The following is a 24,012-nucleotide window of genomic DNA, read 5'->3' on the forward strand; positions in this document are numbered from 1 at the left end:
CATTCCGGGAGCAAGTTACCCGCCGGCTCGTTGTCGGAGCTGGCACCTCTGCAGCAATGCGCGAGAGGCCGTCCCAACTCGGGACACTGGAACGCCCCAGCGGAAGGGAATATGCCATGCCATGCCATGCCATGCCGGGCATGGCGCAGCCGGAGCGAGCGACTGGCGACGAGGCCAGCGGGGACCACCTGTCGACATGTGGGGCCGACTGAAGAGCTGGTTTGCGCTGTGCTGTGTTCCAAGGTGGGACGCCAAATCGGAAGGCTCGCCGTCGTTGCCAGCCTCCGCGGTAGGACACGCGGTGCCGTCCCAAGTTGGGACACTCGACGTCACGAACGCGAGCCCAGCCACCGGTTGTAATCGTGACCCTCCTGTCGGCTTCGATCGCTGCGCGAAGCCCAGCACTTGCTTTCCAGATCCGGCACATGACGGTGAAGAGATTGGCGATAGCCAGGACAGCGGTGCCCCGGGAGCGTGCCCGGCAGCTCAGGTCTGTCGGAGCTAGCGGGCCGAGGCCGGCAGCGGCAATGGCAGCGAAGCCATGGCGGCAAAGGAGAAGGCGCACGCGCCAGCAACCGGGTAAGGGCTGGCTGCCTTGCGGCAGTTCGCTAACTTGGGTCGCCGTAGAGCTTCGCGACCGCTGCGATGCCGCGCGCGCGCTCCGCGCGGACATACAGCGATGTCGTTTGCAGCGAGGCATGGCCCAACAGCCGTTGGAGGACGTCCACGGGCATCTCGTTGGCCACCGCATGCGTGGCGAACGTATGCCGCAGCGCATGGGGCGCGACGTGGCGCAGCAGACCCCGCTCTGCCTCGGCCAGGGGTAGTGTAGCGTCGTCGGCGATGCGCAGCAGCGCCGTCGTCAGCAGCTGGTACAGCCCATCCGGTGAGAAGCCCCTGCCGGTCAGCACAGGTGCGTCGTCCCCCGGGCTGAGGTGCTTCGCCTGGGCCGTGCGCGTGGACGGCACTACTACCGGGGAGAGCAACGCCAGCGCCTGATCGGCGTTCTCGAAATCGTGGCCGCGATCGGCCCAGTGCGCGCGCAACGCCGCAATGACCCGTGGCGGCAGGAACACGGTGCGCCACTTGTTGCGCTTACCGAGCAGCGCCAGTTCCCACAGGCCAGCGGGAATGCCGGCCTGCTCCGGCACCGGCTGGAGGTGGCAGCGCAGTGCGCGGGCCGCCTCCTCGCGCCGCGCGCCACTGCACCCCAACAGCAGGACGGTCGCACGCGCCAGACGGTACTGCGCCCCCGGAGTGTCGGCATTTTTCGCGCCCAGCGGCGCCTCCAGTGACGACACGGGCCACTTCGCACAGAGCAGATCGAGGATGCCATTGGGCCGCACCAGCGCTTCCCACAGTCGCGCCGGCAAGGCTTTCTCGACCGCGAGCGGCACTTCGCGCTGCGTCGTCACGGGATCCGGAACCAGCAGCCACGGGTTGCCGCCGAGGTAGCGCACGCCCACCAGCCAGGCAAAAAAGCCCCGGAGCACCAGCACCGCATAGCGCTGGGATTCCGGCTTCAGCGCGCCGGCGAAGGGGCGCCAGCGGGTCGAGGTGCGTGGCGCCTTGGGGCCGATCCAGGACGGATCCGGCTGCGCCAGGAACTCCTTGTAGCGCTCGCAATCGTCGGCGCCCACGTTGGACAGCGCGATGCGGCGCACGCCCACGCACCAGAGCAGGAAGCGCTCCAGCTCCTTCTGGTAGGCGCGCGCGGTCTTGTCCCGGTCCCGGAAGCGGGAGAGGTAAGCGCGGATGGCCTCCAGATCATCGCGCGCGGCAATCAAGCAATAGCCTGGCACCCGGTTGCGGCCCTGGCTGCCGTCGAGCGCGCGCATGACCCGCCCTACCTGCTCCAGCGGTACCAGCTGGCGCGCGAGCTCCGGGCCCAGCTCGACCAACGCCGTCTGCGGCGTCTCGTCGGGCAGCACGAGCGGACCCAGCGTGGCCGCATGGGCTTGCAGCCAGCGTTCGATGGCGCGCGCCTTGCCGGCGCCGAGCCGCGGCACGGGCAGATACCAGCGCCGGCCCCGCAGCGCGATATAGGCGTGCAGCTGGGCCATTGTCAGGATGTGCTCGTGCCGCAGCGCCCGGAACACGATCGGACGTAGCCAGGCCGACACCGGGTCGTCGGGTTCCGGCGCCGAGAAATCCTGGTCGGCCGCGCGCACCAGGTAGTCGATGGCGGTCTTGGGCCAGCGATTGAAACGGCGCGCGTCCGCGAGGCTCGCCGACAGATACGGATTGCTCAGGCAGACGCGCTCGACCAGATGGTCGCGCATGGCATCGAGCCGGGCTTCCAGTTGCGCCGGGGTGTCAATGCCGGCGGCGTGCAGCGCGTCTTCGTCATAGACACGCGACAGGATCTGCTCGGTCGGAATCCGGTTGAGGCGGAAGCGTAGTGCGGTGAAGTCGGCCCGGGTGTAACGCGGGGTGTCGGCAGCGACGCGGTTGTGTTGGGCCATGGCAGGGAAGGTGGGCGGCTGCAGTGACCGGCATCTTACCTGATAATAATAGATGGATGGCGCTTCCCGCGCGGCGCGTGCGTGGACGGGAAGACCGACACGGAAGCGGCGAGGTGGCGTCGCGGGCAGGGCAGCGAAGTCATTTTCGGCTACACTGTAGCGAACATGCCGCGCCCGTGGCGGGTTTCAAGCGGTGTCAGCGCCGCGTCCGCCGGCCTCTTGGCGCCGGTTCCGGCACCTCCGCCGTCCCCGATCTCCCCAAGTGCATTTGGAAAAACCCGGCAAATCCCCTAAAAATTCAAGCCTGATAATGGGGATTATCAGGTAAGGCTGAATGCCCTTGGGAATATGTAGTAAACATCACATTTCACCCTTGGGGTTCGGGACACGCGGCTGGCGATCGCGCCCGCGACGCCGCCGACCGACGGACGCCCGAACCCTCCATTAATATAGACGGCCGCCGGCCTCGGGGCCACCGCCGCTGGGTGTTGCCCGGCCCGTGACTTCCGCCGTCTCGTTGGGGCAGGTCCCCCACCCACGCCCCTTGGCGCTAATGGAGCGTCGCTTCATCATCGCCCCGTGCTGCTCAACGGCGCCGGCGCGTCACCCCGCCCGCGCAGGCGTACGGGCAGTCCGGGCCGGTGCCAGGCCAGCGCCTGCGCGATGTGGTGCCAGGCCCGCGCCCGTACTGCCGCCAAGTGCGGAAGACTTGTTGGACTAATCTAAGTAAAATTTACGGCTAATATTTTATTAGCGATTGACGGTAGTTAAGTCGCCCTTACTTAGGCGAAGCCTGCCGACGACTTGTCGGCCTAAGGCGGCGGCTAAGATTGCTACCGCCCCCTCGGGGAAGCGACTTGCTGTCTCGGGACAAGCCTCTGAGTAAAATTGGAGGCCAAGAATTTTATTAATTCGCACCGCTCGTTAAGCAACCTTTACTAGCCAAGCGCCATGCCAACAGACGACACCGCCCTGGTCCCCGCACCGCCGAACCCAAGAATCGGCCGCTACGTGTCGACCGTGGCCTTCGACGAGACGGTGAATGCCTACGTCCCGCCGCCGCTGCCGCCTGAGCCACCGCTGACGCTCGCGCCGCAACTGCTCCAGCGACTGAGTGAGGCGGACCGAGCCATCGGCCGTCTCGATGGCGTGGCGATGCTGCTGCCGGACAAGGCGTTGTTCCTCTACATGTATGTCCGCAAGGAAGCGGTGTTGTCCTCGCAGATCGAGGGAACGCAATCGACGCTCGATGATTTGCTGCAGTATGAGAACGCGGCGCTGGCCGGGAAGCCGCTCGACGACATCACCGAGGTCTCGAACTACGTCGATGCGATGATGTACGGGCTGAGCGTCCTGCGCGATCCGAAAGGGCTGCCGCTCTGCCTGCGTTTGCTTCGGGACATGCATGCCCGCCTGCTGCAGAAAGGCCGAGGCGAAGCCAAGAATCCCGGCGAGTTCCGACGCTCGCAAAACTGGCTCGGCGGGACCCGGCCGGGGAACGCCCATTACGTACCGCCCCCCGTCAATGAAATGCAGGCGTGCCTCAGCGACCTCGAACGCTTTCTGCAGGACGACTCCGCCCAGATCCCGCCGCTCATCAAGGCCGGATTTCTGCATGTGCAATTTGAATCGATTCATCCGTTTCTGGATGGCAATGGCCGCCTCGGCCGGCTGTTGATCGCCCTGTTCCTGGTGGAAAAGAAGGTCCTCCAAGAACCACTGTTGTACCTCAGCCTCTACCTGAAGACGCACCGAGAGCAGTACTACCGCCTCCTTCAAGACGTCCGGCTGCGCGGAGACTGGGAAGTCTGGACAGAGTTCTTCCTCACCGGTGTCGCTGAAACCGCAAACAACGCGCATGAAAGTGCCATGCGTATCGTCACCCTGTTCCAGGCCGACAGAGAACGCATCTCCGCGAGCGGCGAACAGATCAATTCCATGCTGCGGATTCACGAATTGCTCCGGACGCACCCGTTCCTCAACGCCGCACAAACGCAGCAGAAGACCGGACTCAGCGCCCCCACCGTTAATAAAGCGTTCGAGGCATTGGAGAAGCTGCAGATTGTCAAGGAAGTCACCGGGAAGCAACGCGGGCGAGTGTTCGCTTATACCGAGTTCCTTAGCATTCTGGACAGCGGAACGGAGGTGCAGGCACCGCCGCGGCAATGATCGAACCAGCAAACGGCAGCGACGACAAGCGAAGCGGCCCCCAGTCTTCAAGGCCCTTTGGCGCGGTGCCATGTCGCTAGCGGTCGGAGCGGTGTCGACGTTGCTGCCATGCGAGGGCGCGGGGCGCCACCGCTGCTTGACTGGGTAGTCGAACCGGCCCCACCTACTGATCCTATGCAAATGAACACCTCCTATTCATACCCTGTCAGCCAGCTTCTTACCCTGGGCCAATCGTTCGAGGAGGTCGACGGGAGACCTGAAACGTGGAAGGGGTATGCAAGGCTCGGCATTGACCACCGCCACATCCCCGAGTTGATTGCGGTCGTCGCTGACGAAGCGCTACACACCGGATACGGGCTTGTGCCATTCGCCCCCGTACATGCCTGGCGAATACTGGCGGCACTCAAAGCGACCGAAGCCTTGCCTGCCTTGGCTTCGCTGTTGCGCCGTATTGACGATGACTTTGACGATTGGATTTCCACCGAATTGCCGTGCGTCTTCGGCCAGATGGGCGGCCAGTCAGTGGATGTGCTCGCGCCATTCGCAGCGGAAGGTCATAACGGGAGTTATGCCAGGGGTGGTGCATGCCGGGCAATGGGGGAGGTCGCGTCCGCCCATCCCGATCAGCGTGGGCGTTGCCTGCAGATACTGATGACCCTTCTCCGATCCTTCGAGGACAACGAGCAGACGCTCAACACGGAGATTGTGTCCGTGCTCCTCGATTTGAATGCGGTGGAGTCCATCGACCTGATCCGCGAGGCCTATGCCAAGGATTGTGTCGATCTCGACTGTGTTGGCGACGTTGAAGACGTCGAGATCGCGCTTGGCTTGCGCACCGAACGCGATACGGCACCCAAGAGAGGAAAGCTCTTTCAGCGGCTGCTCGAGCTGTCCCAGCTTCAGGAGGCGACGCGCCCCCGTACCGCTGGGCCAAAGACCGGAAGAAATGACCCTTGCCCGTGCGGAAGCGGGAAGAAGTACAAGAAATGCTGCCTGGAGGTGTGACCGGGAGTCAGGATGCCCCCCGGCGTTGGCAGGCTTCATTAAGACCCGGAGGTCGAGGTGATGGAGCACCGTGGCCGCATTTTTGACGTGCCATGGGTCGCGCGCGGCTTGCGTCCAACGTTATCCCAAAACACTGCCACCACCTGCGGTGGGATTGCCGATCGTCACGTGCCACGGCTAGCTTTGCCGGTTGCACTGCCACCACAACGTCGCCTGCGTCCATGGCAAATCCTCGAGTGGGGCCGTTGAAACCACGAGAGGATCACAATGAACGATAGCGCAGCGTCGGCAGAGAGCAAGGCAGCGACTGGCCGATGCGTTGGGAAAGGAACAAAATTGCTTCAATCGTCGGGCGAAGGAACAATATCCTGCAAAATTTGTTGAAGCAATATTGTTCCCGGTGCCTCGCAAACGGCGAGCTGGCGGGGGGGCAGCAGGAACAAATTTGTGCAAACCAACGGTAGAGCGACATACGGTGTGCGCCGCTACGCTGGCGATCTTGCCCCACCCCACAGGACAGCCGCCGACCGCGCAAGCTGAGCACCGCAACTCATAGAGGGCCACCGCAGCTTGGCTGCGAGCGACACGTCACCAGGGGCACTCCGCCCTACCTGGGCCACCGGGCCCGGGGAGCGCAGACCCCGGCGCTTGGCGGGTCGTCGCTGGCAATCCGAGAGCCGCGACGGCCTTGCCACCCGCGGCAATTGCGCCTGTAATGAGGGCGTAGCGGCCCACCGCTGCCAAGGGGACGAGATGCGCTGCACCCATTGCCAGGCGGAGAACCCCGCAGGCGTCCGGTTCTGCGAGACCTGTGGGCAACGGCTGGCGCAGCGCTGCCCGCAATGCGGCTACGCCGCGAGCGCCGACGCGACCTTCTGCGGCGCCTGTGGGGTGCGCCTGGCCACCACGGCTTCCGCGGCACCGCCGCCGCCGGTTGCGCCCCCGGTGCCGGCGCCCATTCTCTACACGCCCCCACACCTGGCCGAGCGCATCCGTGCCGAGCGGGCCGCCATGGAAGCCAAGGGCGCCGACGCCGGCGGCGAGCGGAAAACGATCACCGCGTTGTTTGCGGACATGGCCGGCTCGACCGCGTTGATCCAGGACCTGGATCCCGAGGAGGCCCGCAGCCTGATCGATCCGGTGGTGGCGCTGATGATGGAAGCCGTGCACCACTACGAGGGCTACGTGGCCAAGTCGCTCGGCGACGGCATTCTCGCGTTGTTCGGCGCGCCGATCGCCCACGAGGATCATGCGCTGCGCGCCCTCTTTGCGGCGCTGCGGATGCAGCAGGCCATGCGTGTGCATAGCGACAAGGTCCGCCTGGAGCAGGGCATCCCGTTGCAAATCCGGGTCGGTGTGCATACGGGAGAAGTGGTGGTCCGCTCGATCCGCAAGGACGACCTGCGCACCGACTACGATCCGGTGGGCCATACGATGCACATCGCGGCGCGGATGGAAGGCGTCGCGACGCCTTCCTCCATCCTCGTCAGCGAATCGACCCACCGGCTGGCGGAAGGGTATTTCGAGTTCAAGGCGCTCGGGCGCACTCAAATAAAAGGCCTGCGCGAGCCGTTGGCGGTGTATGAGGTGCTTGGCCTCGGGGCATTACGCACACGGCTGCAGGTGGGCGCGCACCGCGGCCTGGCCCGATTTGTCGGCCGCGAGGCCGAACTCGAACGCCTCGGCGCGGCGCTGGCCATGGCCAAGGAAGGTCGTGGGCAGATCGTTGGCGTGGTGGGGGAGGCGGGCGTTGGCAAATCGCGTCTGTTCCATGAGTTCAAGGCGCGCTCGGGGCAAGGCTGCCTGGTGCTCGAGACCTTCTCGGTGTCGCATGGCAAGGCCTTTCCTTACTTGCCGCTGATCGACCTGCTGCGGAATTATTTTCAGATTACGGCACAGGATGACGAACGCCGGTATCGCGAGAAGGCCACCGGCAAGGTGCTGATCCTGGATCGCTCACTGGAGGAGCCTCTGCCCTACCTGCTTTATCTGCTCGGTATTGTCGAACCAGGTTCGGCCTTGCCGACGATGGATCCTGCGATCCGACGCCAGCGCACCTTTGAGGCGATCGCCCGGCTGCTGGTGCGCGAAAGCCAGAACCAGACCCTGATGGTCCTGTTCGAAGATCTGCAATGGCTGGACAGTGAGACCGAGGCGTTCCTCAATGTCCTGATCGAGGCGGTGCCGACCGCCAGTGTTCTTCTGCTCGTCAACTATCGTCCCGAGTACCGGCATGAGTGGGGCCGCCAGTCCTGCTATACCCAACTGCACCTGGAGCCGCTGGGACAGGCCGAAGCCGAAGGTCTGCTGTCGGCCCTGCTGGGCGATGATCCCTCCCTGGCGCCGTTGAAACCACTGATCCTGTCCAAGACCGAAGGGAACCCGTTCTTCATGGAGGAAGTGGTCCAGACCCTGGCCGAGGAGAATGCGTTGGTTGGCCAGCCCGGCCGCTACCGGGTCGAGCAGGCCCCGCAGACGCTCCATCTTCCGACCACCGTACAGGGGGTGCTGGCCGCCCGGATCGACCGCTTGCCGCTTCTCCAGAAGGAACTGCTGCAGACGCTGGCGATTATCGGAAAGGAGTTTCCTTCCAGCTTAATTCGGCGCGTCACAGGGCAGGCCGAGGATTCCCTACACCCCCTGTTGGCGGATCTCCAGGCGGGGGACTTTATCTATGAGCGTCCCGCATTTCCTGAAGTGGAGTACGCGTTCAAGCATGCGCTCACACAGGAGGTAGCGGGCAACTCGCTGCTTTCGGGGCAGCGTAGTGTTCTGCACGAGCGCACGGCCCAGGCCATCGAGGCCCTGTTTCCGGACCGGCTGAACGAGTACGGCAGCGAGCTGGCGCACCACTACAGTCAGAGCGGCAATGTACCGAAGGCGGTCGAGTACCTGCAGCTGGTCGGCAAGCAGGCCATGCAGCGTTCGGCGCAACGCGAAGCCATCGGGCATCTCAGTCTGGCCCTGGATCTGTTGAAGACGCTGCCGGACACGCGGGAGCGCCTGCGTGAAGAGCTGACGCTGCGCCTGACCCTGGGTCCGGCTTTGATTGCCGCGCGCGGCCACGGGGCACCAGAGGTCGAGGCCAACTACACCCGGGCCCTCGCGCTCGGCGAGCAAGGGGGAGACGCGCCGCAATTCTTTTCCGCGCAACTCGGCCTGTGGTCCTTCTACCTGTTGCGTGCCCAACTCCACACGGCGCAAGCCGTGGGGGAGCGGTTGCTCAGCCTCGCGCAGGGCGGGCAAGACCCGGAGCAGCTCGCCGAGGCGCATCGTGTGCTGGGGGCGACCCTGTTTCGTCTGGGCGAAATCAATCAGGCCCGTACCCATCTGGAGCAGGCGCTGGCTTTGCACCGACCCGACCGCCAGTCATACGGCCACTTTCTACGTTATGCGCGAAACCCGGCCGTCAACATGCGCAGCACCTTGAGTTGGATCCTCTGGTATCAAGGCTTGCCGACGCAGTCCCTACACCGCTGCGAAGAGGCACTGGCTCTGGCCAGGGAGGCTTCGGATCCCTTCGCCCTGGCCCTGGGCCTGATCTTCGCAGCCGAACTGCATCAGCGACGAGGCGAGGTGGAACAGGCGCTGGAGTATGCCAACGCTGCGCTCGCACTGTCGAGTGAGCAGGGGTTCCCGCTCTACATAGGCTGGGCGACGATCCTGCGCGGTTGGGGGCTCGCCAGGCAAGGCAGCCCCGAAGAGGGGATTGCACTGATCCATCAGGGCCTTCGCGCCCACGAAGCCACCGGAGCCGCGCTGGGACGACCCTCCCTCCTGGGACTGCTCGCCGACGCCTATGGAAGGGCAGGGCAGCGGGAAGCAGGGCTGCGCGTGCTGGGTGACGCGCTGGCGCTGGTGGACGTTACCGGCGAGTGCTTCGATGAGGCGACGCTGCATCGACTCAAGGGAGAGTTGATGCTGGAGTGGCCTGGCGAGCGTGATCATTCCTCTGCCATGGAGGAAGCTGCGCAGGCGTGTTTCCAGAAGGCAATCCTCCTTGCCCGTCGGCACGGCGCCAAATCCATGGAATGGCAGGGCGTGCTAAGCCTCGCGAGGCTTTGGCACCGGCAAGGCAAGCACGACGCTGCGCGGCAAACGTTGATCGAGATCCAGGACGCCTTCCCCGAAGGGACTGACACCGTCGAATTTCGTCAGGTAAGCGCGCTGCTGGAGCATTTGTCGTAGGACACGGAGCGGTTGGCCATCGTGATGGCGAGCGTGCAAAATCTATGGTCCACCGCCATTTTTGCCACCCTGGTCTTCGATGTCGAGTTGGCTTGCCAAAATCTATTCGGCGTCGTTGTGGGGGACTGCTCCCCCGCGCCACGATGAGATTCGCGCCTGACGGTTCTTAACACTTGGTCGGCTTCGTGAAGATTAAAGATGGGTCTTCCGCACTTTGTGTGACGAAGATGTCCTGGCGTGGAAGATGTTTTTGCGTAGAACGCCACCGCTCACCACCACGCTTCTTTCTGTGAATGAAACGCGTGCGAGCCAGCCTCGTGCCGGCCGCCCGAGCTTGCCCGCATGGGATGGCGATTTTCAACAGTGCGCGACAACGTTGGCCCTGCTCGATTGCAACCACGAGCGCGTACCCGCACAGCGAGGAGGATGCGCGTCACCAGGCGACGCATGAGCCACATCAAATTGGATGGAGCCGACAAGCCATCAGGAGGCCAACGTATCTACTTGTTGAAACAATTGATGGGCACGTTTAAACTTGTATCAACATAGCGAGGAGTATCCATCATGCGCAAAAGTGCAACCCTGACGATTCAAATGTGGGGCAACAGCCTGGCCGTCCGCATCCCCGCGGCGGTGGCTCGTTCCGCGCACTTTGCTGAAGGACAGCAAGTCGAGGTGTCGGTCGACGAGATCGGTGTCACGGTCAGGCCTGTCGGCCGCCGTGCTCTCACGCTCGCGGAAAAGCTGGCGCTATTCGACCCGAATCAGCACGGTGGGGAAGCCATGGTCACGCAGCGTGTCGGTGCGGAGGCCATGTAATGGCGGGTAAGCTGTGGGTGCCGGAACGACGTGACATTATTTGGATCGACTGCAATCCGCAAGCTGGCCGGGAGATGAAGGACATGCATCCCATGCTGGTGCTCTCACCGCGGCCGTTTAATGAACGGACCAGTATCGTCATTGGCTTGCCAATGACAACGGCAGCCTATAACGAGACCAATCCATTTGCCATCAAGTTTCAGGGGCCGAAGGGAAAGAACAGCTACGTCTTGGCTCACCAACCGAAGTCGTTCGACTGGCGAGCCCGCAATGCCAAGGCCCACGCTTGGAAGCAGGCTCCCTTGGACGTCTTTGCCGCTGCTTGTGAGCAACTGAACCAGATCATCGCCATTGCAGAGTAAGGGCGTGCCTGGCGGTACAAGCACCTCAAGCGCCAAATGTATGGCCGCGCGAATATCGAGCTTCTGCGACTGCGGGTGTTGAAGCCGAACTAAATGACCGGCCTGCTTGTACTGCTGGACCCGCAAGTCCAGTCGCCATCGCAGGCGCGTGAGTTCGTGTGGCCGGGACCAGCTGTGGGGCTCGCCCAAGTCTATAAGAAGTATGGTGGTAGTGGGTCGGCAAAGACGACGGCAACGGTCCTCCACGCGAATTCGCCGTCGTCACACAAATTGCGGAAGACCCGGTGTTACTACACTTCACGACACTCGAAGCAATTTCCTTCGTTCTACGCGATCTGGTATGCGAACTCACGCACGCGGCGCACGCCACGCGGCCTGGTCATGGGCTTCGCGAACGTCACCGATGCGAGGGAAGCGTCCCGTCTCGCGCGAACCTTGCGCGGGTGCCTCGACGGCTAGGCTGGCGCCGAACTGAAGAAGCGCACCGACACTGCGCGGCCGGGCGTCGGCGTGAACTGCGCGTCGCTGAACACGCGCGCCACACCGTCCGCATCCCCCAGTTGCACGAGCGCTGGGCGCCAGTGCGGGGTACCCGTCTGAGCGCGGACGGCGCCAGCGTATTGCCCCACAGGCGGCACGCAGATGCCCTGCGGGAGGCGAATCTCTGCCGCGCCGCTGGCTCTGGCAGGCGCCTTGGTGACTACCATCGCGTGGATCTCATGCGGGCGCTCGAGCAGCGCGGCCGCGGCGCGCACGTCGCCACTCTGGATCAGGCGGCGGGCTTCCGTGGACGAACAGCGTACATCGGTCCCGCTTGCATTGGTGGCATGCAGCTGCACGGGCTCGACGGCATAGCCCTGCGCCTTGCCAAGCTGGCCGAGATAATCGACGTCGCCCTGGCGTCCCCGACCGCAGCGGAAATTCGCGCCGACCACCAGCCGCCGCATGCCCAGACGCGCCAGCAGCAAACCACGGACGAAGTCATCTGCACTGGCTTCACTGAGGGCACGGTCAAAAGGCAGCACCAGGCAGTGGTCGACGGCGCCGCTTTCAGCCAGCAGCGCGATACGGTCATCGACCGTGGAAATCATGCGCGGCGCGTTCTGCGGCTGCAGGAACGCGCGCGGATGCGGGTCGAAGGTCAGCAATACGGTCGGCAGCCCGAGCGCACGCCCGCTAGTGCGTAATGCGGCCAGGACGGCGCGGTGCCCGCGGTGCACGCCATCGAAAGTGCCGATCGAAACGACGGATGCTGCCAGACGCAGCGCGTCTGCTTGCCTTGTCACCTGCATGGTGCTCTCCTCCTCTTGTCATGCACCGCATGCTAGGAGGCGATGGCGCAGGACGCCAATCCTTTGCCTTCATGGTGACTATAACCAGCGCTCATTGCTCCATGTCCGCCCCGGCAGCCGCGCCCGCCACGGCATCGTGCCGGGCAAACAGCCTGTGCACCAGCGCGCGGATCCACTGATTGCCGGCCTCACGATGCACGCGGTCGTGCCAGTGCTGGGCGATGTCCATGCCGGGCAGCGTCAGCGGTGGCGTTACCACGGTGAGATCGAGGTCCTTGCAGAGCGCACGGGCGAGTGTCAGCGGCAAGACCGCTACGGCGTCCGAGTGCTTGGCGATCAGGCCCGCGGTGGCGAAGCTCGGCACGCGGCAGATGATGTTGGTATGCGGCACGGCGGCTTCGATCGCGCGTTCAATGCTCAGGTGCTGGTGGCCGGTACCGACCGCGGAAACCAGCACATGCTTCTCGGCGACGAAGGCATCCAGATCGCCCAGCTGTGCGAGCCGCGGATGGTCCTTGCGCACGACGGCGCCGTAGGTTTCGTGCCATAGCAGTTGCCGGCGGATGCTCTGCGTCAGTCCCGGGAACGAGCCGATGGCCAGGTCGACGAGGCCGTTCTCCAGCCAGATGTCGAGATGCGTGGCATCGGCGTTGACCGCCTGCACCAGGATGCCCGGCGCTTCTTCCGCCAGCCAGCTCAGCAGCGGCGGCAGCATTTGCGAGGCGCCGGCATCGAGCAGGAAGAAGCTGAAGCTGCGCTGGCTGGTGCGCGGGTCAAAGCCGACATGGTCCGAGCGCAGCGCACGCACGCTCTGGAGAATGCCCCGCACCGGCTCGGCAAGCTCCAGTGCCTTGGGTGTCGGCTCCATGCGCAGGCCGACGCGGACGAACAGCGGATCGCCGAAATACTGGCGCAGTCGCGCCAACGTCTTGCTCAACGCAGGCTGCGTCAGGTTGAGCACGCGCGCCGCCTTGGTCAGGCTGCGCTCGCTCAGCAGTACATCCAGCACCAGCAGTTGATTCAGGCTGAGTTCGTCTTCATGACGCTGGGGAATAGTGTCCATGATGCGAGGTGATTAGCAAACGGGCCGGCTCGGCTGTAGTCTAGTTTCACACAGCTGACACAGATCAGAAAGCAGGTTTCCAGAGACAAAGCTTCATCCAAGCCCTGTCGCAGGGCAACGAAGAAGGCCCCCAACAAGGAGGAGATCGCCATGTCGTCCGCAGTCTTCATCGAAGCCGGTGCGAGCCGCATTACCGACGCCGCCATCGACGCCACCCGCTTCCGCGACGCCTTGTCGCGTGCGGTCACCGCCGTGACCGTCATTGCCACCGACGGCGCCGGAGGCCGCGCTGGCGTCACGTGCTCGGCCGTCTGTTCCGTGAGCGATTCGCCGCCCACCGTGCTGTTCTGCATCAATCGCCGCAGCGCCGCAAACAGCGTGATCAAGTCCAACGGCGTGGTCAGCATCAACTGGCTGCACGCCAGCCAGACTGCGGTGTCCCAGCTGTTCGCCGGGGCCGGCGCGGTGCCGATGGCCCAGCGCTTCGACGGGGACGGCTGGGGCGTGTTCGGCACCGGCGCGCCATACAGCAAGTCCGCCATGGTCGCGCTCGACTGCAAGGTCGTCGACCAGCTCGAGATCGGCACCCACAGCGTCTTCGTCGCGCAGGTGCTCGGCAGTTCCGGCGCTGAGAGTAGCAACAACACGCCGCTGGTCTACTGCCGCCGCAGCTACGCCACTACGCAGCCGGTCGCGGCTTAGCACGACTTGAAGCGGCCTGGCCGGCGCCAGGCGAAACCCCAAATTCGTATCAGTGTCCGTATGCCCTTCTCCAGGGCAGGGACTGTCACACCCCGAAAACCCACCAAGGAGACCTCGCGATGATTCGCACTGGCAAGCAGTACCTGGAATCGCTCAACGACGGCCGCAACGTATGGGTCGGCAACGAGAAGATCGACAACGTCGCGACGCACCCCAAGACGCGGGACTACGCGCAGCGCCACGCCGATTTCTACGACCTGCACCATCGTCCCGACTTGCAGGACGTGATGACCTTCGTCGACAAGGATGGCGAGCGCCGCACCATGCAGTGGTTCGGCCACTTCGACAAGGAACAGCTGCGCCGCAAGCGCAAGTACCACGAGACGATCATGCGCGAAATGGCAGGCGCGTCGTTTCCGCGCACCCCGGACGTCAACAACTACGTGCTGCAGACCTATATCGACGATCCATCGCCGTGGGAAACGCAGACCATCGGCGCTGAAGGCAAGGTCAAGGCAAAGAACATCGTCGACTTCGTCAACTTCGCCAAGAAGCACGACCTGAACTGCGCGCCACAGTTCGTCGATCCGCAGATGGATCGCTCCAACCCCGATGCCCAGCAGCGTTCGCCTGGGCTGCGCGTGATCGAGAAGAACGAGAAGGGCATCATCGTGTCAGGGGTCAAGGCGATCGGCACCGGCGTTGCCTTTGCCGACTGGATCCATATCGGGGTGTTCTTCCGCCCCGGTATCCCGGGCGACCAGATCATCTTCGCGGCCACGCCGGTCAACACCCCGGGCGTGACCATCGTCTGTCGCGAGAGCGTGGTCAAGGAAGATCCCATCGAACACCCGCTGGCCTCGCAGGGCGATGAGCTGGACGGCATGACGGTATTCGACAACGTCTTCATCCCGTGGTCGCACGTGTTCCACCTGGGCAACCCCGAGCACGCCAAGCTCTACCCGCAGCGGGTGTTCGACTGGCTGCACTATCACGCGCTGATCCGCCAGTCGGTGCGCGCCGAGCTGATGGCTGGCCTGGCAATCCTGATCACCGAGCATATTGGCACCAACAAGATCCCCGCGGTGCAGACGCGGGTAGCCAAGCTGATCGGGTTCCACCAGGCCATGCTCGCGCACATTGTCGCGAGCGAAGAGCTGGGCTTCCATACGCCAGGCGGTGCCTACAAGCCGAACATCCTGATCTACGACTTCGGCCGCGCGCTTTACCTCGAAAACTTCTCGCAGATGATCTACGAGCTGGTCGATCTCTCCGGGCGCAGCGCGCTGATCTTCGCGAGCGAAGACCAGTGGAACGATGAGGCGCTCAACGGCTGGTTCGAACGCATGAACAACGGTCCGGTGGGCCAGCCACACGACCGCGTCAAGATCGGCCGCGTGATCCGCGACCTGTTCCTGACCGACTGGGGCAACCGCCTGTTCGTCTTCGAGAACTTCAACGGCACGCCACTGCAGGCCATCCGCATGCTGACCATGCAGCGCGCCGAGTTCTCCGCCGCTGGCCCCTATGGCACCCTGGCCCGCAAGGTCTGCGGCATCGAACTGAGCGAAGGCCACGAGAGCGAATACAAGGCCACCGCCGGCTACGCCCAGGCACTCGATTCCGCGCGTTACCAGGAAAAGCTTGCCCTGAGTGGCACGATGACTGTGTGACCGGCAGACATCCGGCCAGCCTCGTCTGGCCGGAACACCCGAAACATGCAAGGAGTGAACGATGCAAACCAATGAACTGCTCGATAAGATTTTCCGCGGCGCGCGCAGCCAGAACGGCTGGCTGCCCACGCTGGTGCCCGACAGTAAGCTTCGGGAACTGTATGACCTGATGAAGTTCGGCCCGACCTCGGTCAACTGCTCGCCGGCCCGGCTGGTGTTCGTGCGCACGGAGGAGGGCAGGGCCAAACTGCGCCCGGCACTGGCGCCGGGCAACGTCGAAAAGACCATGGCAGCGCCGGTCGTCGCGATCGTCGGCTACGACACGCGCTTCTACGAGCAACTGCCGGCGCTGTTTCCGCACAACCCCGCAGTCAAGGCATGGTTCGAGGGCGACGAAAAGGTGGATTTCGCCAACACCACGGCGTTTCGCAACGGCACGCTGCAAGGCGGCTATCTCATCGCCGCGGCGCGCGCGCTGGGCCTGGATTGCGGCCCGATGTCCGGCTTCAACAACCAGGCCGTCGACCAGGCCTTTTTCGCCGGCACGAGCATCCGCTCGAACTTTATCTGCGGCCTTGGCCACGGCGACCCCGAAAAGGTGTTCGCTCGCAGTCCGCGCCTGTCGTTCGAGCAGGCCTGCCAACTCGCCTAGCGGCCGGGAGTCCAGCGATGCAAGAGTATGACCAGCATAACCTGACCAGGGCCGTCATCGCGCGCCTGGCCGATACGCCCAATGCGCGCACCAAAGAGATCATGACCAGCCTGGTGCGGCACCTGCACGACTTCGCGCGTGAGGTCAGGCTGACCGAGGCCGAATGGAAGCACGGGATCGACTACCTGACCGCCACCGGCCAGATGTGCGACGACAAGCGCCAGGAGTTCATCCTGCTCAGCGACGTGCTGGGCCTGTCGATGCTGACGGTGGCCATGAACCAGGAGAAGCCGGAAGGCTGTACCGAGGCTACCGTGTTCGGTCCCTTCCACGTCGAAGGCGCGCCGTACTACGAGCATGGCGCGGACGTGGCGAACGGCGCCAAAGGCGAACCCTGCATGGTCTATGGGCGGGTCACGGGCGTGGATGGCCGGCCGGTTGCCGATGCCGTGGTGGAAACCTGGCAGGCGGACGCTGATGGCCACTATGACGTGCAGTACGAAGGGCTTGAAGTGGCGCAGGGCCGCGGCGTGCTGAAGTCGGGCGAGGATGGCCGCTTCCATTTCCGCACCATCGTCGCGCAGGCCTATCCGATTCCTGACGACGGCCCGGTCGGCGAGCTGCTTCGCGCCACCGGCCGCCATTCATGGCGGCCCGCGCACCTGCACTTCATGATCAAGGCGCCTGGCTACGAGACGCTGGTTACGCACGTGTTCCGGCGCGGCGACAAGTATCTCGACTCCGATGCCGTGTTCGGCGTGCGCAAGTCCCTGATCGGCGACTGGGTCCGCCAGACTGACGGCACTTACCGGCTCGACTTCGACTTCGTGCTTAATCCAACCCGCTAGCGCTGGAAAGCGCCGCGCGGCCCTTTGGGGGCGGCGCGGCTGCAACCACGCACCGCGCCAGCCGGCCCGGTGTTCCACGCGGTATTTCGGAGTGGCAAATGGGTTCGACAGATGGCATGAAGGTCCGGCGGGCGCGCGCAGCGCTGCCGGTTCAGTTTGGGCGGCTGGCGCTCGCCGCCGCATGCGCGGCGGGCAGCATGCCGGCACGCGCCACGGAGGGTGGCGGCAATTCCTACCCCATCGGGGTCGACAATCTGTATTCCGGCCTGATGCTGCCCGAGGGCGCAAACTGGCTGCTGTTTTACCAGCATTACGATGCGGGCAGTTCCAAGGACAATGCCGGCAACGACAATCCCAAGCTGGCCAGTTTCCATCTGCGCCTTGATGCGCTTGCGCCGCGGCTGTCGTATGTCTGGCCCGGCGTCAGGGTGTTCGGCGCCAATCTGGAAACGCGCATCGTGGTGCCGATCGTGTCGGCGAACCTCGACATGCCGGTTGCCAGACCGGTACCGCTGCCGCCGCTCGACAAGGGCGGCAACAAGACCGGCCTGGCCGACATGACGTTCGCGCCGGTGATCCTCGGCTGGCACAACGGCGCATTTCACCAGATGGCAGGCGTCGAGTTCCATCTCAAGACTGGTGCCTACGATGTCCATGACCCGGTCAATATCGGTCGCAACTACTACCAGATAGCCCCCAGTTACGCCTTCACCTGGTTCCCGACACCTCATGTCGATATCAGTGCCAAGTTCCGTTACGGTTTTAACACGCGTAACGAAGCCACCCAGTACCAGTCGGGTGACGAAGCCACCATCGAGTTCAGTGCCGGCTATCACGTCACGCCGAGGCTGACGCTGGGCCTGAACGGCTATTACTACGTGCAGACCACCGACGACACGCAGAACGGCGTGCGCGTCAACGGCAATGGCAACCGTGGTCGCGTCACTGCGCTGGGACCGGACATCTGCTTCCAGCTCAACGACAAGGTCAGCTTCTCGCTCAAAGGGCAGTTCGAGTTCGGCGCCCGCAATCGGCCGGAAGGCAACCGGATCTGGGCCATGGGCCGCATATCGTTCTGACGGTTCCGAACCGTCCCGAGCAGCATGGAGACTCTACGATGAAAGCATTCCAGTACGCCGCCCGTGCCCAGCGCATCGTCTTCGGCGCGGGCACGATCCGGCAGGTTGGCACGGAAATCGATGCGCTCGGCGCATCCAGTGTCCTGGTGCTCAGTACTCCGGAGCAGCGACAGCTGGCCGAGCAGGTGACGGACCTGCTCGGCGCCCGCGCGATCGGCATCTTCGATCGAGCCGTGATGCACGTACCGGTCGAGACGGCGCGCGCGGCCTGCGCGATGGCATTCGAGTTGGGCGCCGACAGCGTGGTGGCGATTGGCGGCGGCTCGACAACGGGTCTTGCCAAGGCCATCGCCCTCGAGATGAGCCTGCCCGTGCTGGCGATTCCCACCACCTATGCCGGCTCGGAGATGACCACGATCTACGGCCTCACCGATGCGGGCCTGAAGCGCACGGGCACGGACGTGCGGGTGTTGCCGCGCACCGTCATCTACGACCCTGAACTGTCGTACTTGCTGCCGGTGGCGACAAGTGTGACCAGCGGCATCAACGCGCTGGCGCACGCGGCCGAAGGCTTGTACGCCCATGACCGCAGCCCGATTTCTGACCTAATGGCAAAGGAAGGCATACAGGCCATGGCGGCGGCGCTGCCGGCGCTCGTCAGCGAACGGGATACGGCCAGGTTGCGCGAGGCGCGCGCGCAAGCGTTGTATGGAGCGTGGTTGTGCGGAGCAGTGCTTGGCAGTGTGGGCGTAGCGTTGCATCACAAGCTTTGCCACACGCTTGGGGGCAGCTTCAACCTGCCGCATGCCGAAACGCACACCATCATCCTGCCGCACGCGCTGGCCTACAACGCGAAGGCGGCGCCGGGCGCCATGGCCTCCATTGCGCAGTCCCTGGGCACAGACAATGCGGCACACGGGGCTTTCGATCTGGCGCGTACGACCGGTGCGCCTTTGGGGTTGCACCAGATCGGCATGCGCGAGGACGAACTTGACAAGGCGTGCGAGATTGCCCTGCAGAACCAGTATCCGAATCCGCGCCCACTCGAATCCGGCGCGATCCGCGAACTGCTGCAGAACGCCTGGGAGGGCCGCCGGCCCGTCTAATGCGGTTGGGGTTCCTGCTGGCGCGGGTTCGGGCCGCGCCCATCGCTACTACAAATCGGAAGGCACAAGATGTGGAAGATTCCAAGGCAATACAGCCATTTTGCATTCGGCGCGATACAGGCTGGCGTAACGTGCGCGGTGGCATCGGCCATCGCAAGCATGCAGTTTGTCGCCGAGGGGACGTTCGTTTCGCACTGGCTGCGTGCGTATTTGTTTTCCTGGGCTGCAATGTTGCCCGTTGTCATGGTCGCGGCACCGGTCATTCACTGGCTTGCAAACCGGATCACGCGTTGAACGTGATCGGCTCAGGGCCGATTGTGACTATGTTCTTGCGGTGACCATGTCATAGAGCAGTTGAGCCGCTGGCGCCAGCGGGCGTCCGCGCCGTGATATCAGTCCGAGGGTGCGGGTGATGGCCGGTGCCTCAAGCGGAACCGCGGCCAGTCCGCCCCGATTGTCCGGGGGTAGCGCCATGCGTGGCACTACGCCAATGCCCAGGCCGGCCTGCACGAGGCTTACCAGGGCAGGGACGTGATGGACCTCGCAATACCAGCGAGGCCGCGAGGCCAGGCGCGCCAGTGCCTGGTCGATCAAGAACCGGTTGCCACTACCTTGGGCGAGCGTGATGTAGTCGTACTCGCCCAGTTCTTCCCACTTGATGTGCGCACGTCCGGCCAGCCGTGCAGTGAAGTAAAACTTCCTTTCGCTCTGACTACGCGGCTCCTCATGCGCCTGGCCTCCGGCAGAATGCGGTACAACGCACTGAAGCGCCAGCTTGGCGGCATCTCGCAGCGGATGCTGACACTGACGTTAAGGGGATTGGAACGGGATGGACTCGTCGCCCGAACCGTATATGGTATGGTCCCGCCTCGCGTCGACTACGCGTTGACCTCGCTCGGTCACTCGCTGACGGTACCCTTGGCGGAGCTTGGCCTTTGGGCCGTCACGCATCTCCCGGACATTGAACAGGCAAGGCAGGAGTTTGACCTCCGTAGCCATGCAAACCCAGAATGGAAGCATGGCTGAACACAACCGGGCGCTCCTCCCGGACCGGCCCGCGTAGGGCAGGGGGCGACCCTTCTGCACCGTTCGAGTCTTCTTCAACACGATGACGGCTATCCGAGTCCAACGGTCATCCGCCCCAATGCTGCTTCGGCAGATGGTCGCCATTTCAGTCATTCGGTAATCCGCGCGCCAACGGCAGAAAAGGATCGGCGCAACTGTCACAGGTTGCCATGCTTACGGCCGCTTACCACCGCGGATTCAGCCGACCATGATCCGAAATTACCCTGTTCTCATACTTGTCCGGCGCCATCACCCGGCCACTAGCTCCATTTCCGCCCTGCGCCCCTCCGTAAGGCCGCCCAATACATGACCCGAAGTTCCGAAGACAACTCTGCATCTTCGATCCTGCATCCAGGTGGGAAGCCGCTCAAGTCAATGCCAATTTCCACCGCCGCAGCTAGACAGATCACCATGCGCCTCGGGCACGCTGAACGCATCTCCGCGCGATAGAGGAAGAGCAGCGCGGCCTGGTAGCCGATACCGTGACGCCTGGACAGATGCCGTGCCTGCCGTGCGGTAGCACCGCGCCAGTCACGCATCTCGCGCAAGATGTCGCCAAGGCGGTCGATCAACCGGTCTTCGCTGCCAATGCGATGCCGGACACGAGTCTTCTGCTCCGCCACGGCCGGGCGCTCACCGATACCCCGAATGTGAAGAGCAGGCTCGGCGGGCCACCGAAACACATTCACGGGCGAACTCACGCCGGTACGTGGCCGGGCCAGGAAGCGTCGGAGCTTGCTCGTTGCCTGAGGAGGAACTTCTGGATCTTGCCGGTCGACGTCCTGGGAAGGGGGCCGATGACCACCTTCCTCGGCGCCTTGAAGTGCGCCAAGTGGGCGCGGCAATGTTCGATCAGTTCGCGCTCGCCAACCCTCGCGCCATCGACGACTTCGACAAAGGCGCATGGCGTCTCCCCCCAACGCTCGTCCGGCTGGGCGACGACTGCTGCCACGCACACCGCAGGGTGCCGGTAGAGCACCTCCTCCACCTCCAGCGAGTTGATATTCTCTCCGCCCGAAATGATGACGTCCTTGGAACGGTCCCGGATCTGTACATAGCCATCCGGGCAGACGACTGCGAGGTCACCCGAGTGGAACCAGCCGCCGGCAAAAGCTTCCGCCGTGGCCTCGGGGTTCTTCAGGTAGCCCTTCATCGTCATGTTTCCGCGGAACATGACTTCACCGATGGTCTTCCCGTCCCACGGCACCGGCACAAGGGTTTCGGGATGCAGCACGGCCATGCCTTCCTGCGCGGTGTAGCGAACGCCCTGCCGTCCTTTCCGTTCCGCCAGCGCAGCGATGCCGAGGTCGTCCCATTCGGGCTGCTCCACGCAAACCGCCGCGGGGCCGTAGACCTCGGTCAGCCCGTAGATCTGGGTGATCCTGATCCCCATGCGCAGCAGGCCCTCGATCACCGGCATCGGCGGCGGCGCGCCGCCGATGAGTCCGTAGACCGGATGGTCGATGCCCGCCCTCCACGCTTCGGGTGCGTGGGCAAGCATCGCATGCACGATCGGCGCCCCGCAGTAGTGCGTGACCTGGTGCTCGCGAATCGCATCGAGCACGGCGGCAGCATCCACCCCCCGCAGGCAAACGCTGGTACCGGCGTTGGCCGCCAGCGTCCAGGCGAAGCACCAGCCATTGCAGTGGAACAGCGGCAGCGTCCACAGGAAGACGGCGTGCCGGGGCATGCCCCAGTCCAGCATGTTCGACAGCGCAGCCAGATAGGCACCGCGATGGTGGTAGACCACGCCCTTTGGGTTGCCCGTGGTGCCGGAGGTGTAGTTGAGGGCGATGGCCTGCCATTCGTCGGCGGGCTCGCCGCCCTCCCAGTGCGGATCGCCCCCGGCCAGGAAGCCCTCGTATTCGATCTCAGCCAGCCTGCGGCCCCCTTCGACGGCGGGATCGACGATGTCGATCACCAGCGGCTTGTCGTCGAGCAGCGCCAGTGCGGCTTCAACTACGTCCGCGTACTCCGTGTCGGTGACCAGCACCTTCGCATCCGCGTGCCTGAGCATGAAGGCGATGGCGGCCGCGTCCAGGCGCACGTTAAGCGTGTTCAGCATGGCGCCGCTCATGGGCACGCCGAAATGCATCTCCAGCATCTCCGGCGTGTTGGCGGCCATCACGGCCACCGTATCGCCAGTCCTGACGCCGGCGGCCGCCAGCGCCGACGCGAGGCGGCGGCTGCGGTCCAGCATTGCCCGCCAGCTCGTGCGGCGCTCGCCGTAGACGATGGCTGTACGCTCAGGGTAGACCTCGGCCGTCCTGCGCAGGAAGGAGATCGGCGTCAGGGGCACGAAGTTGACCGGGCTACGCTCCAGCCCATCCGCGTTGTGTTCGACCTGTTCCATGGATTGCCTCACTGGCTGCAGCCGTGCGTCAGTGCATTACGTCGCGGGAGATGATCATCCGCTGGATCTCGGAGGTCCCCTCAACGATCTCGAGCACCTTGGCATCCCCGAACGCGCGCGATACCGCGTACTCCGTCATGATCCCGTTGCCGCCGTGGATCTGCACGGCCTGGTGAGCCGCCTCCATGGCCTTCTCGGTTGCGAAGAGCTTTGCCATCGAGGCCTGCCGATCGTAGGGCCGGCCCTCGTCCTTGGCCACTGCGGCGTCGTACAGCATCAGGCGGGCAGCGTGCGCGTGGGTCGCCATGTCGGCCAGCTTGAACTGCAGCGACTGGAACTGGTTGAGCGTCTTGCCGAACGCTGTGCGCTCGCTCATGTAGCGGACGGAGCGTTCCAGCGAGCCCTGCAGGATGCCCAGGCCCAGCGTTCCGATCAGGATGCGGCCGGTACTCACCTGTGACAGGGTCTGCCTGAGGCCGGCCCCGACCTCGCCGAGCAGGTGGTCGGCAGGAATGGCGCAGTCCTCGAAGAACAGCTCGAATGTGGTCGATCCGCGCCAGCCGATCTTGTGCAGCTTCTTGCCATCGCTGAAGCCGGGCGTGCCGTTCGGCACGATGAAGTTCGAAATCTCCTTGCGGCCATCGGGCCGGGTTCCCGTCACCGCCGCAATGACGATCGGGCCGGTGATCTCGGAACCCGAGTTGCTGATGAAGGTCTTGGCGCCATTGATGACCCAGCAGCCATCCTTCAGCACGGCGCGGGTCTGGATATTGGCGGCGTCGGAGCCGGCGTTCGGCTCTGTCAGGCCGATGCAGCCGACCTGCGCGCCCGCCAGGATCGGCCGCAGGAACCGCGCCTTCTGGCCGTCGGTGCCGTAGTTGTTGAGCAGGCTGGCCGCCGTCGAGTTGGCCATGATGGCCACCGCCACGGCGCAATCGACGCGGGCGATCTCTTCCAGCGCAATGGCGAAGCCAAGCCAGTCGCCGCCGCTGCCTCCCCAGGCTTCGGGGTACGGCAGCCCGATATAGCCCAGTTCGCCGGCCCGGCGCCAGATCTCGTAGGGAAAACTCTCCTCTTCCCACAACCGGTGGGCGACCGGTGCGATCTCTTCCTCGGCGAAGCGGCGCACCGCCTCGCGGATCATCTCGTGGTGTTCTGCGACGTATGACAT

At 64.3% G+C, this 24,012-nt stretch carries 19 protein-coding genes; 13 read left to right on the forward strand and 6 right to left on the reverse strand.

Annotated features, from left to right (window positions below):
- Nucleotides 1-608: 608 nt before the first annotated feature.
- The gene (locus RS901_RS36510) at nucleotides 609-2,465 is read right to left on the reverse strand and encodes a phage integrase family protein (protein ID WP_316157723.1); all 1,857 of its coding nucleotides are present in this window, start codon (nucleotides 2,463-2,465) and stop codon (nucleotides 609-611) included.
- 951 nt (nucleotides 2,466-3,416) lie between these two features.
- Here RS901_RS36510 and RS901_RS36515 point away from each other — a divergent pair.
- From RS901_RS36515 to RS901_RS36535, 5 genes are all read left to right on the forward strand, one after another.
- Nucleotides 3,417-4,634 carry a Fic family protein gene (locus RS901_RS36515; RefSeq protein ID WP_316157724.1) on the forward strand — a complete coding sequence of 406 codons (1,218 nt, stop codon included), beginning with the start codon at nucleotides 3,417-3,419 and terminating at the stop codon, nucleotides 4,632-4,634.
- Nucleotides 4,635-4,814: 180 nt separating this feature from the next.
- A complete protein-coding gene (locus RS901_RS36520; protein ID WP_316157725.1) occupies nucleotides 4,815-5,639 on the forward strand; it encodes a YecA family protein in 825 nt (274 codons plus the stop codon).
- Nucleotides 5,640-6,392: 753 nt separating this feature from the next.
- Nucleotides 6,393-9,827, forward strand: coding sequence for an adenylate/guanylate cyclase domain-containing protein (locus RS901_RS36525; RefSeq protein ID WP_316157726.1), 3,435 nt, complete (start codon nucleotides 6,393-6,395; stop codon nucleotides 9,825-9,827).
- Between the two features lie 564 nt (nucleotides 9,828-10,391).
- On the forward strand, nucleotides 10,392-10,646 hold the full coding sequence (locus RS901_RS36530) for an AbrB/MazE/SpoVT family DNA-binding domain-containing protein (protein WP_316157727.1): 255 nt from the start codon (nucleotides 10,392-10,394) through the stop codon (nucleotides 10,644-10,646).
- A complete protein-coding gene (locus RS901_RS36535; protein ID WP_316157728.1) occupies nucleotides 10,646-11,008 on the forward strand; it encodes a type II toxin-antitoxin system PemK/MazF family toxin in 363 nt (120 codons plus the stop codon). Before RS901_RS36530 ends, RS901_RS36535 begins: the two co-directional genes overlap by 1 nt.
- Nucleotides 11,009-11,463: 455 nt before the next feature.
- Here RS901_RS36535 and RS901_RS36540 read toward each other — a convergent pair whose 3' ends face one another.
- Both RS901_RS36540 and RS901_RS36545 read right to left on the reverse strand, forming a co-directional pair.
- Nucleotides 11,464-12,300, reverse strand: a complete 837-nt coding sequence (locus RS901_RS36540) for an FAD synthetase family protein (protein WP_316157729.1) — start codon at nucleotides 12,298-12,300, stop codon at nucleotides 11,464-11,466.
- A 91-nt stretch (nucleotides 12,301-12,391) separates the two neighbouring features.
- Complete coding sequence (locus tag RS901_RS36545; protein ID WP_316157730.1) at nucleotides 12,392-13,363, reverse strand: LysR family transcriptional regulator; 972 nt, start codon at nucleotides 13,361-13,363, stop codon at nucleotides 12,392-12,394.
- Between the two features lie 150 nt (nucleotides 13,364-13,513).
- Here RS901_RS36545 and RS901_RS36550 point away from each other — a divergent pair, with 150 nt between their 5' ends.
- From RS901_RS36550 to RS901_RS36580, 7 genes are all read left to right on the forward strand, one after another.
- Nucleotides 13,514-14,065 (forward strand): flavin reductase, encoded by a 552-nt coding sequence (locus RS901_RS36550; protein WP_316157731.1) that lies wholly within the window; start codon nucleotides 13,514-13,516, stop codon nucleotides 14,063-14,065.
- Nucleotides 14,066-14,184: 119 nt separating this feature from the next.
- Entirely contained in the window at nucleotides 14,185-15,738 is a 1,554-nt protein-coding gene (gene tcpA / locus RS901_RS36555) for a 3,5,6-trichloro-2-pyridinol monooxygenase TcpA (RefSeq protein ID WP_316157732.1), read from the forward strand.
- 61 nt (nucleotides 15,739-15,799) lie between these two features.
- Complete coding sequence (locus tag RS901_RS36560) at nucleotides 15,800-16,390, forward strand: malonic semialdehyde reductase (RefSeq protein ID WP_316157733.1); 591 nt, start codon at nucleotides 15,800-15,802, stop codon at nucleotides 16,388-16,390.
- Nucleotides 16,391-16,407: 17 nt separating this feature from the next.
- On the forward strand, nucleotides 16,408-17,238 hold the full coding sequence (locus RS901_RS36565; protein WP_316157734.1) for an intradiol ring-cleavage dioxygenase: 831 nt from the start codon (nucleotides 16,408-16,410) through the stop codon (nucleotides 17,236-17,238).
- A gap of 116 nt (nucleotides 17,239-17,354) precedes the next feature.
- On the forward strand, nucleotides 17,355-18,317 hold the full coding sequence (locus RS901_RS36570; protein ID WP_316157735.1) for a SphA family protein: 963 nt from the start codon (nucleotides 17,355-17,357) through the stop codon (nucleotides 18,315-18,317).
- Nucleotides 18,318-18,355: 38 nt separating this feature from the next.
- A complete protein-coding gene (locus RS901_RS36575) occupies nucleotides 18,356-19,423 on the forward strand; it encodes a maleylacetate reductase (protein ID WP_316157736.1) in 1,068 nt (355 codons plus the stop codon).
- A 69-nt stretch (nucleotides 19,424-19,492) separates the two neighbouring features.
- A complete protein-coding gene (locus RS901_RS36580) occupies nucleotides 19,493-19,717 on the forward strand; it encodes a DUF2798 domain-containing protein (RefSeq protein WP_316157737.1) in 225 nt (74 codons plus the stop codon).
- A 27-nt stretch (nucleotides 19,718-19,744) separates the two neighbouring features.
- Here the strand turns inward: RS901_RS36580 and RS901_RS36585 are convergent, their stop codons facing one another.
- Entirely contained in the window at nucleotides 19,745-20,215 is a 471-nt protein-coding gene (locus RS901_RS36585) for a LysR substrate-binding domain-containing protein (protein ID WP_410054270.1), read from the reverse strand.
- Between RS901_RS36585 and RS901_RS36590 the strand changes: the two genes are divergently transcribed.
- Nucleotides 20,150-20,449 carry a helix-turn-helix domain-containing protein gene (locus tag RS901_RS36590; protein WP_316157738.1) on the forward strand — a complete coding sequence of 100 codons (300 nt, stop codon included), beginning with the start codon at nucleotides 20,150-20,152 and terminating at the stop codon, nucleotides 20,447-20,449. The two genes, RS901_RS36585 and RS901_RS36590, sit on opposite strands and share 66 nt — an antisense overlap.
- Before the next feature lie 736 nt (nucleotides 20,450-21,185).
- Here the strand turns inward: RS901_RS36590 and RS901_RS36595 are convergent.
- Entirely contained in the window at nucleotides 21,186-22,841 is a 1,656-nt protein-coding gene (locus RS901_RS36595; protein ID WP_316157739.1) for an acyl-CoA synthetase, read from the reverse strand.
- A 28-nt stretch (nucleotides 22,842-22,869) separates the two neighbouring features.
- Complete coding sequence (locus tag RS901_RS36600; RefSeq protein WP_316157740.1) at nucleotides 22,870-24,012, reverse strand: acyl-CoA dehydrogenase family protein; 1,143 nt, start codon at nucleotides 24,010-24,012, stop codon at nucleotides 22,870-22,872.

Origin of the sequence: Cupriavidus sp. BIC8F (genome assembly GCF_032465815.1) — a bacterium.
Lineage (GTDB): Bacteria > Pseudomonadota > Gammaproteobacteria > Burkholderiales > Burkholderiaceae > Cupriavidus > Cupriavidus necator.

What these genes read in the sequence shown, in the direction of transcription:
- RS901_RS36515 (WP_316157724.1), top strand. Translation starts at nt 3,417, where the DNA reads ATGCCAACAGACGACACCGCCCTGGTCCCCGCACCGCCGAACCCAAGA.
- RS901_RS36525 (WP_316157726.1), top strand. Translation starts at nt 6,393, where the DNA reads ATGCGCTGCACCCATTGCCAGGCGGAGAACCCCGCAGGCGTCCGGTTC.
- RS901_RS36580 (WP_316157737.1), top strand. Translation starts at nt 19,493, where the DNA reads ATGTGGAAGATTCCAAGGCAATACAGCCATTTTGCATTCGGCGCGATA.
- RS901_RS36575 (WP_316157736.1), top strand. Translation starts at nt 18,356, where the DNA reads ATGAAAGCATTCCAGTACGCCGCCCGTGCCCAGCGCATCGTCTTCGGC.
- RS901_RS36535 (WP_316157728.1), top strand. Translation starts at nt 10,646, where the DNA reads ATGGCGGGTAAGCTGTGGGTGCCGGAACGACGTGACATTATTTGGATC.
- RS901_RS36545 (WP_316157730.1), bottom strand. Translation starts at nt 13,363, where the DNA reads ATGGACACTATTCCCCAGCGTCATGAAGACGAACTCAGCCTGAATCAA.
- RS901_RS36595 (WP_316157739.1), bottom strand. Translation starts at nt 22,841, where the DNA reads ATGGAACAGGTCGAACACAACGCGGATGGGCTGGAGCGTAGCCCGGTC.
- RS901_RS36590 (WP_316157738.1), top strand. Translation starts at nt 20,150, where the DNA reads ATGCGCCTGGCCTCCGGCAGAATGCGGTACAACGCACTGAAGCGCCAG.
- RS901_RS36565 (WP_316157734.1), top strand. Translation starts at nt 16,408, where the DNA reads ATGCAAGAGTATGACCAGCATAACCTGACCAGGGCCGTCATCGCGCGC.
- RS901_RS36530 (WP_316157727.1), top strand. Translation starts at nt 10,392, where the DNA reads ATGCGCAAAAGTGCAACCCTGACGATTCAAATGTGGGGCAACAGCCTG.
- RS901_RS36540 (WP_316157729.1), bottom strand. Translation starts at nt 12,300, where the DNA reads ATGCAGGTGACAAGGCAAGCAGACGCGCTGCGTCTGGCAGCATCCGTC.
- RS901_RS36600 (WP_316157740.1), bottom strand. Translation starts at nt 24,012, where the DNA reads ATGTCATACGTCGCAGAACACCACGAGATGATCCGCGAGGCGGTGCGC.
- RS901_RS36560 (WP_316157733.1), top strand. Translation starts at nt 15,800, where the DNA reads ATGCAAACCAATGAACTGCTCGATAAGATTTTCCGCGGCGCGCGCAGC.
- tcpA (WP_316157732.1), top strand. Translation starts at nt 14,185, where the DNA reads ATGATTCGCACTGGCAAGCAGTACCTGGAATCGCTCAACGACGGCCGC.
- RS901_RS36520 (WP_316157725.1), top strand. Translation starts at nt 4,815, where the DNA reads ATGAACACCTCCTATTCATACCCTGTCAGCCAGCTTCTTACCCTGGGC.
- RS901_RS36570 (WP_316157735.1), top strand. Translation starts at nt 17,355, where the DNA reads ATGAAGGTCCGGCGGGCGCGCGCAGCGCTGCCGGTTCAGTTTGGGCGG.
- RS901_RS36550 (WP_316157731.1), top strand. Translation starts at nt 13,514, where the DNA reads ATGTCGTCCGCAGTCTTCATCGAAGCCGGTGCGAGCCGCATTACCGAC.
- RS901_RS36510 (WP_316157723.1), bottom strand. Translation starts at nt 2,465, where the DNA reads ATGGCCCAACACAACCGCGTCGCTGCCGACACCCCGCGTTACACCCGG.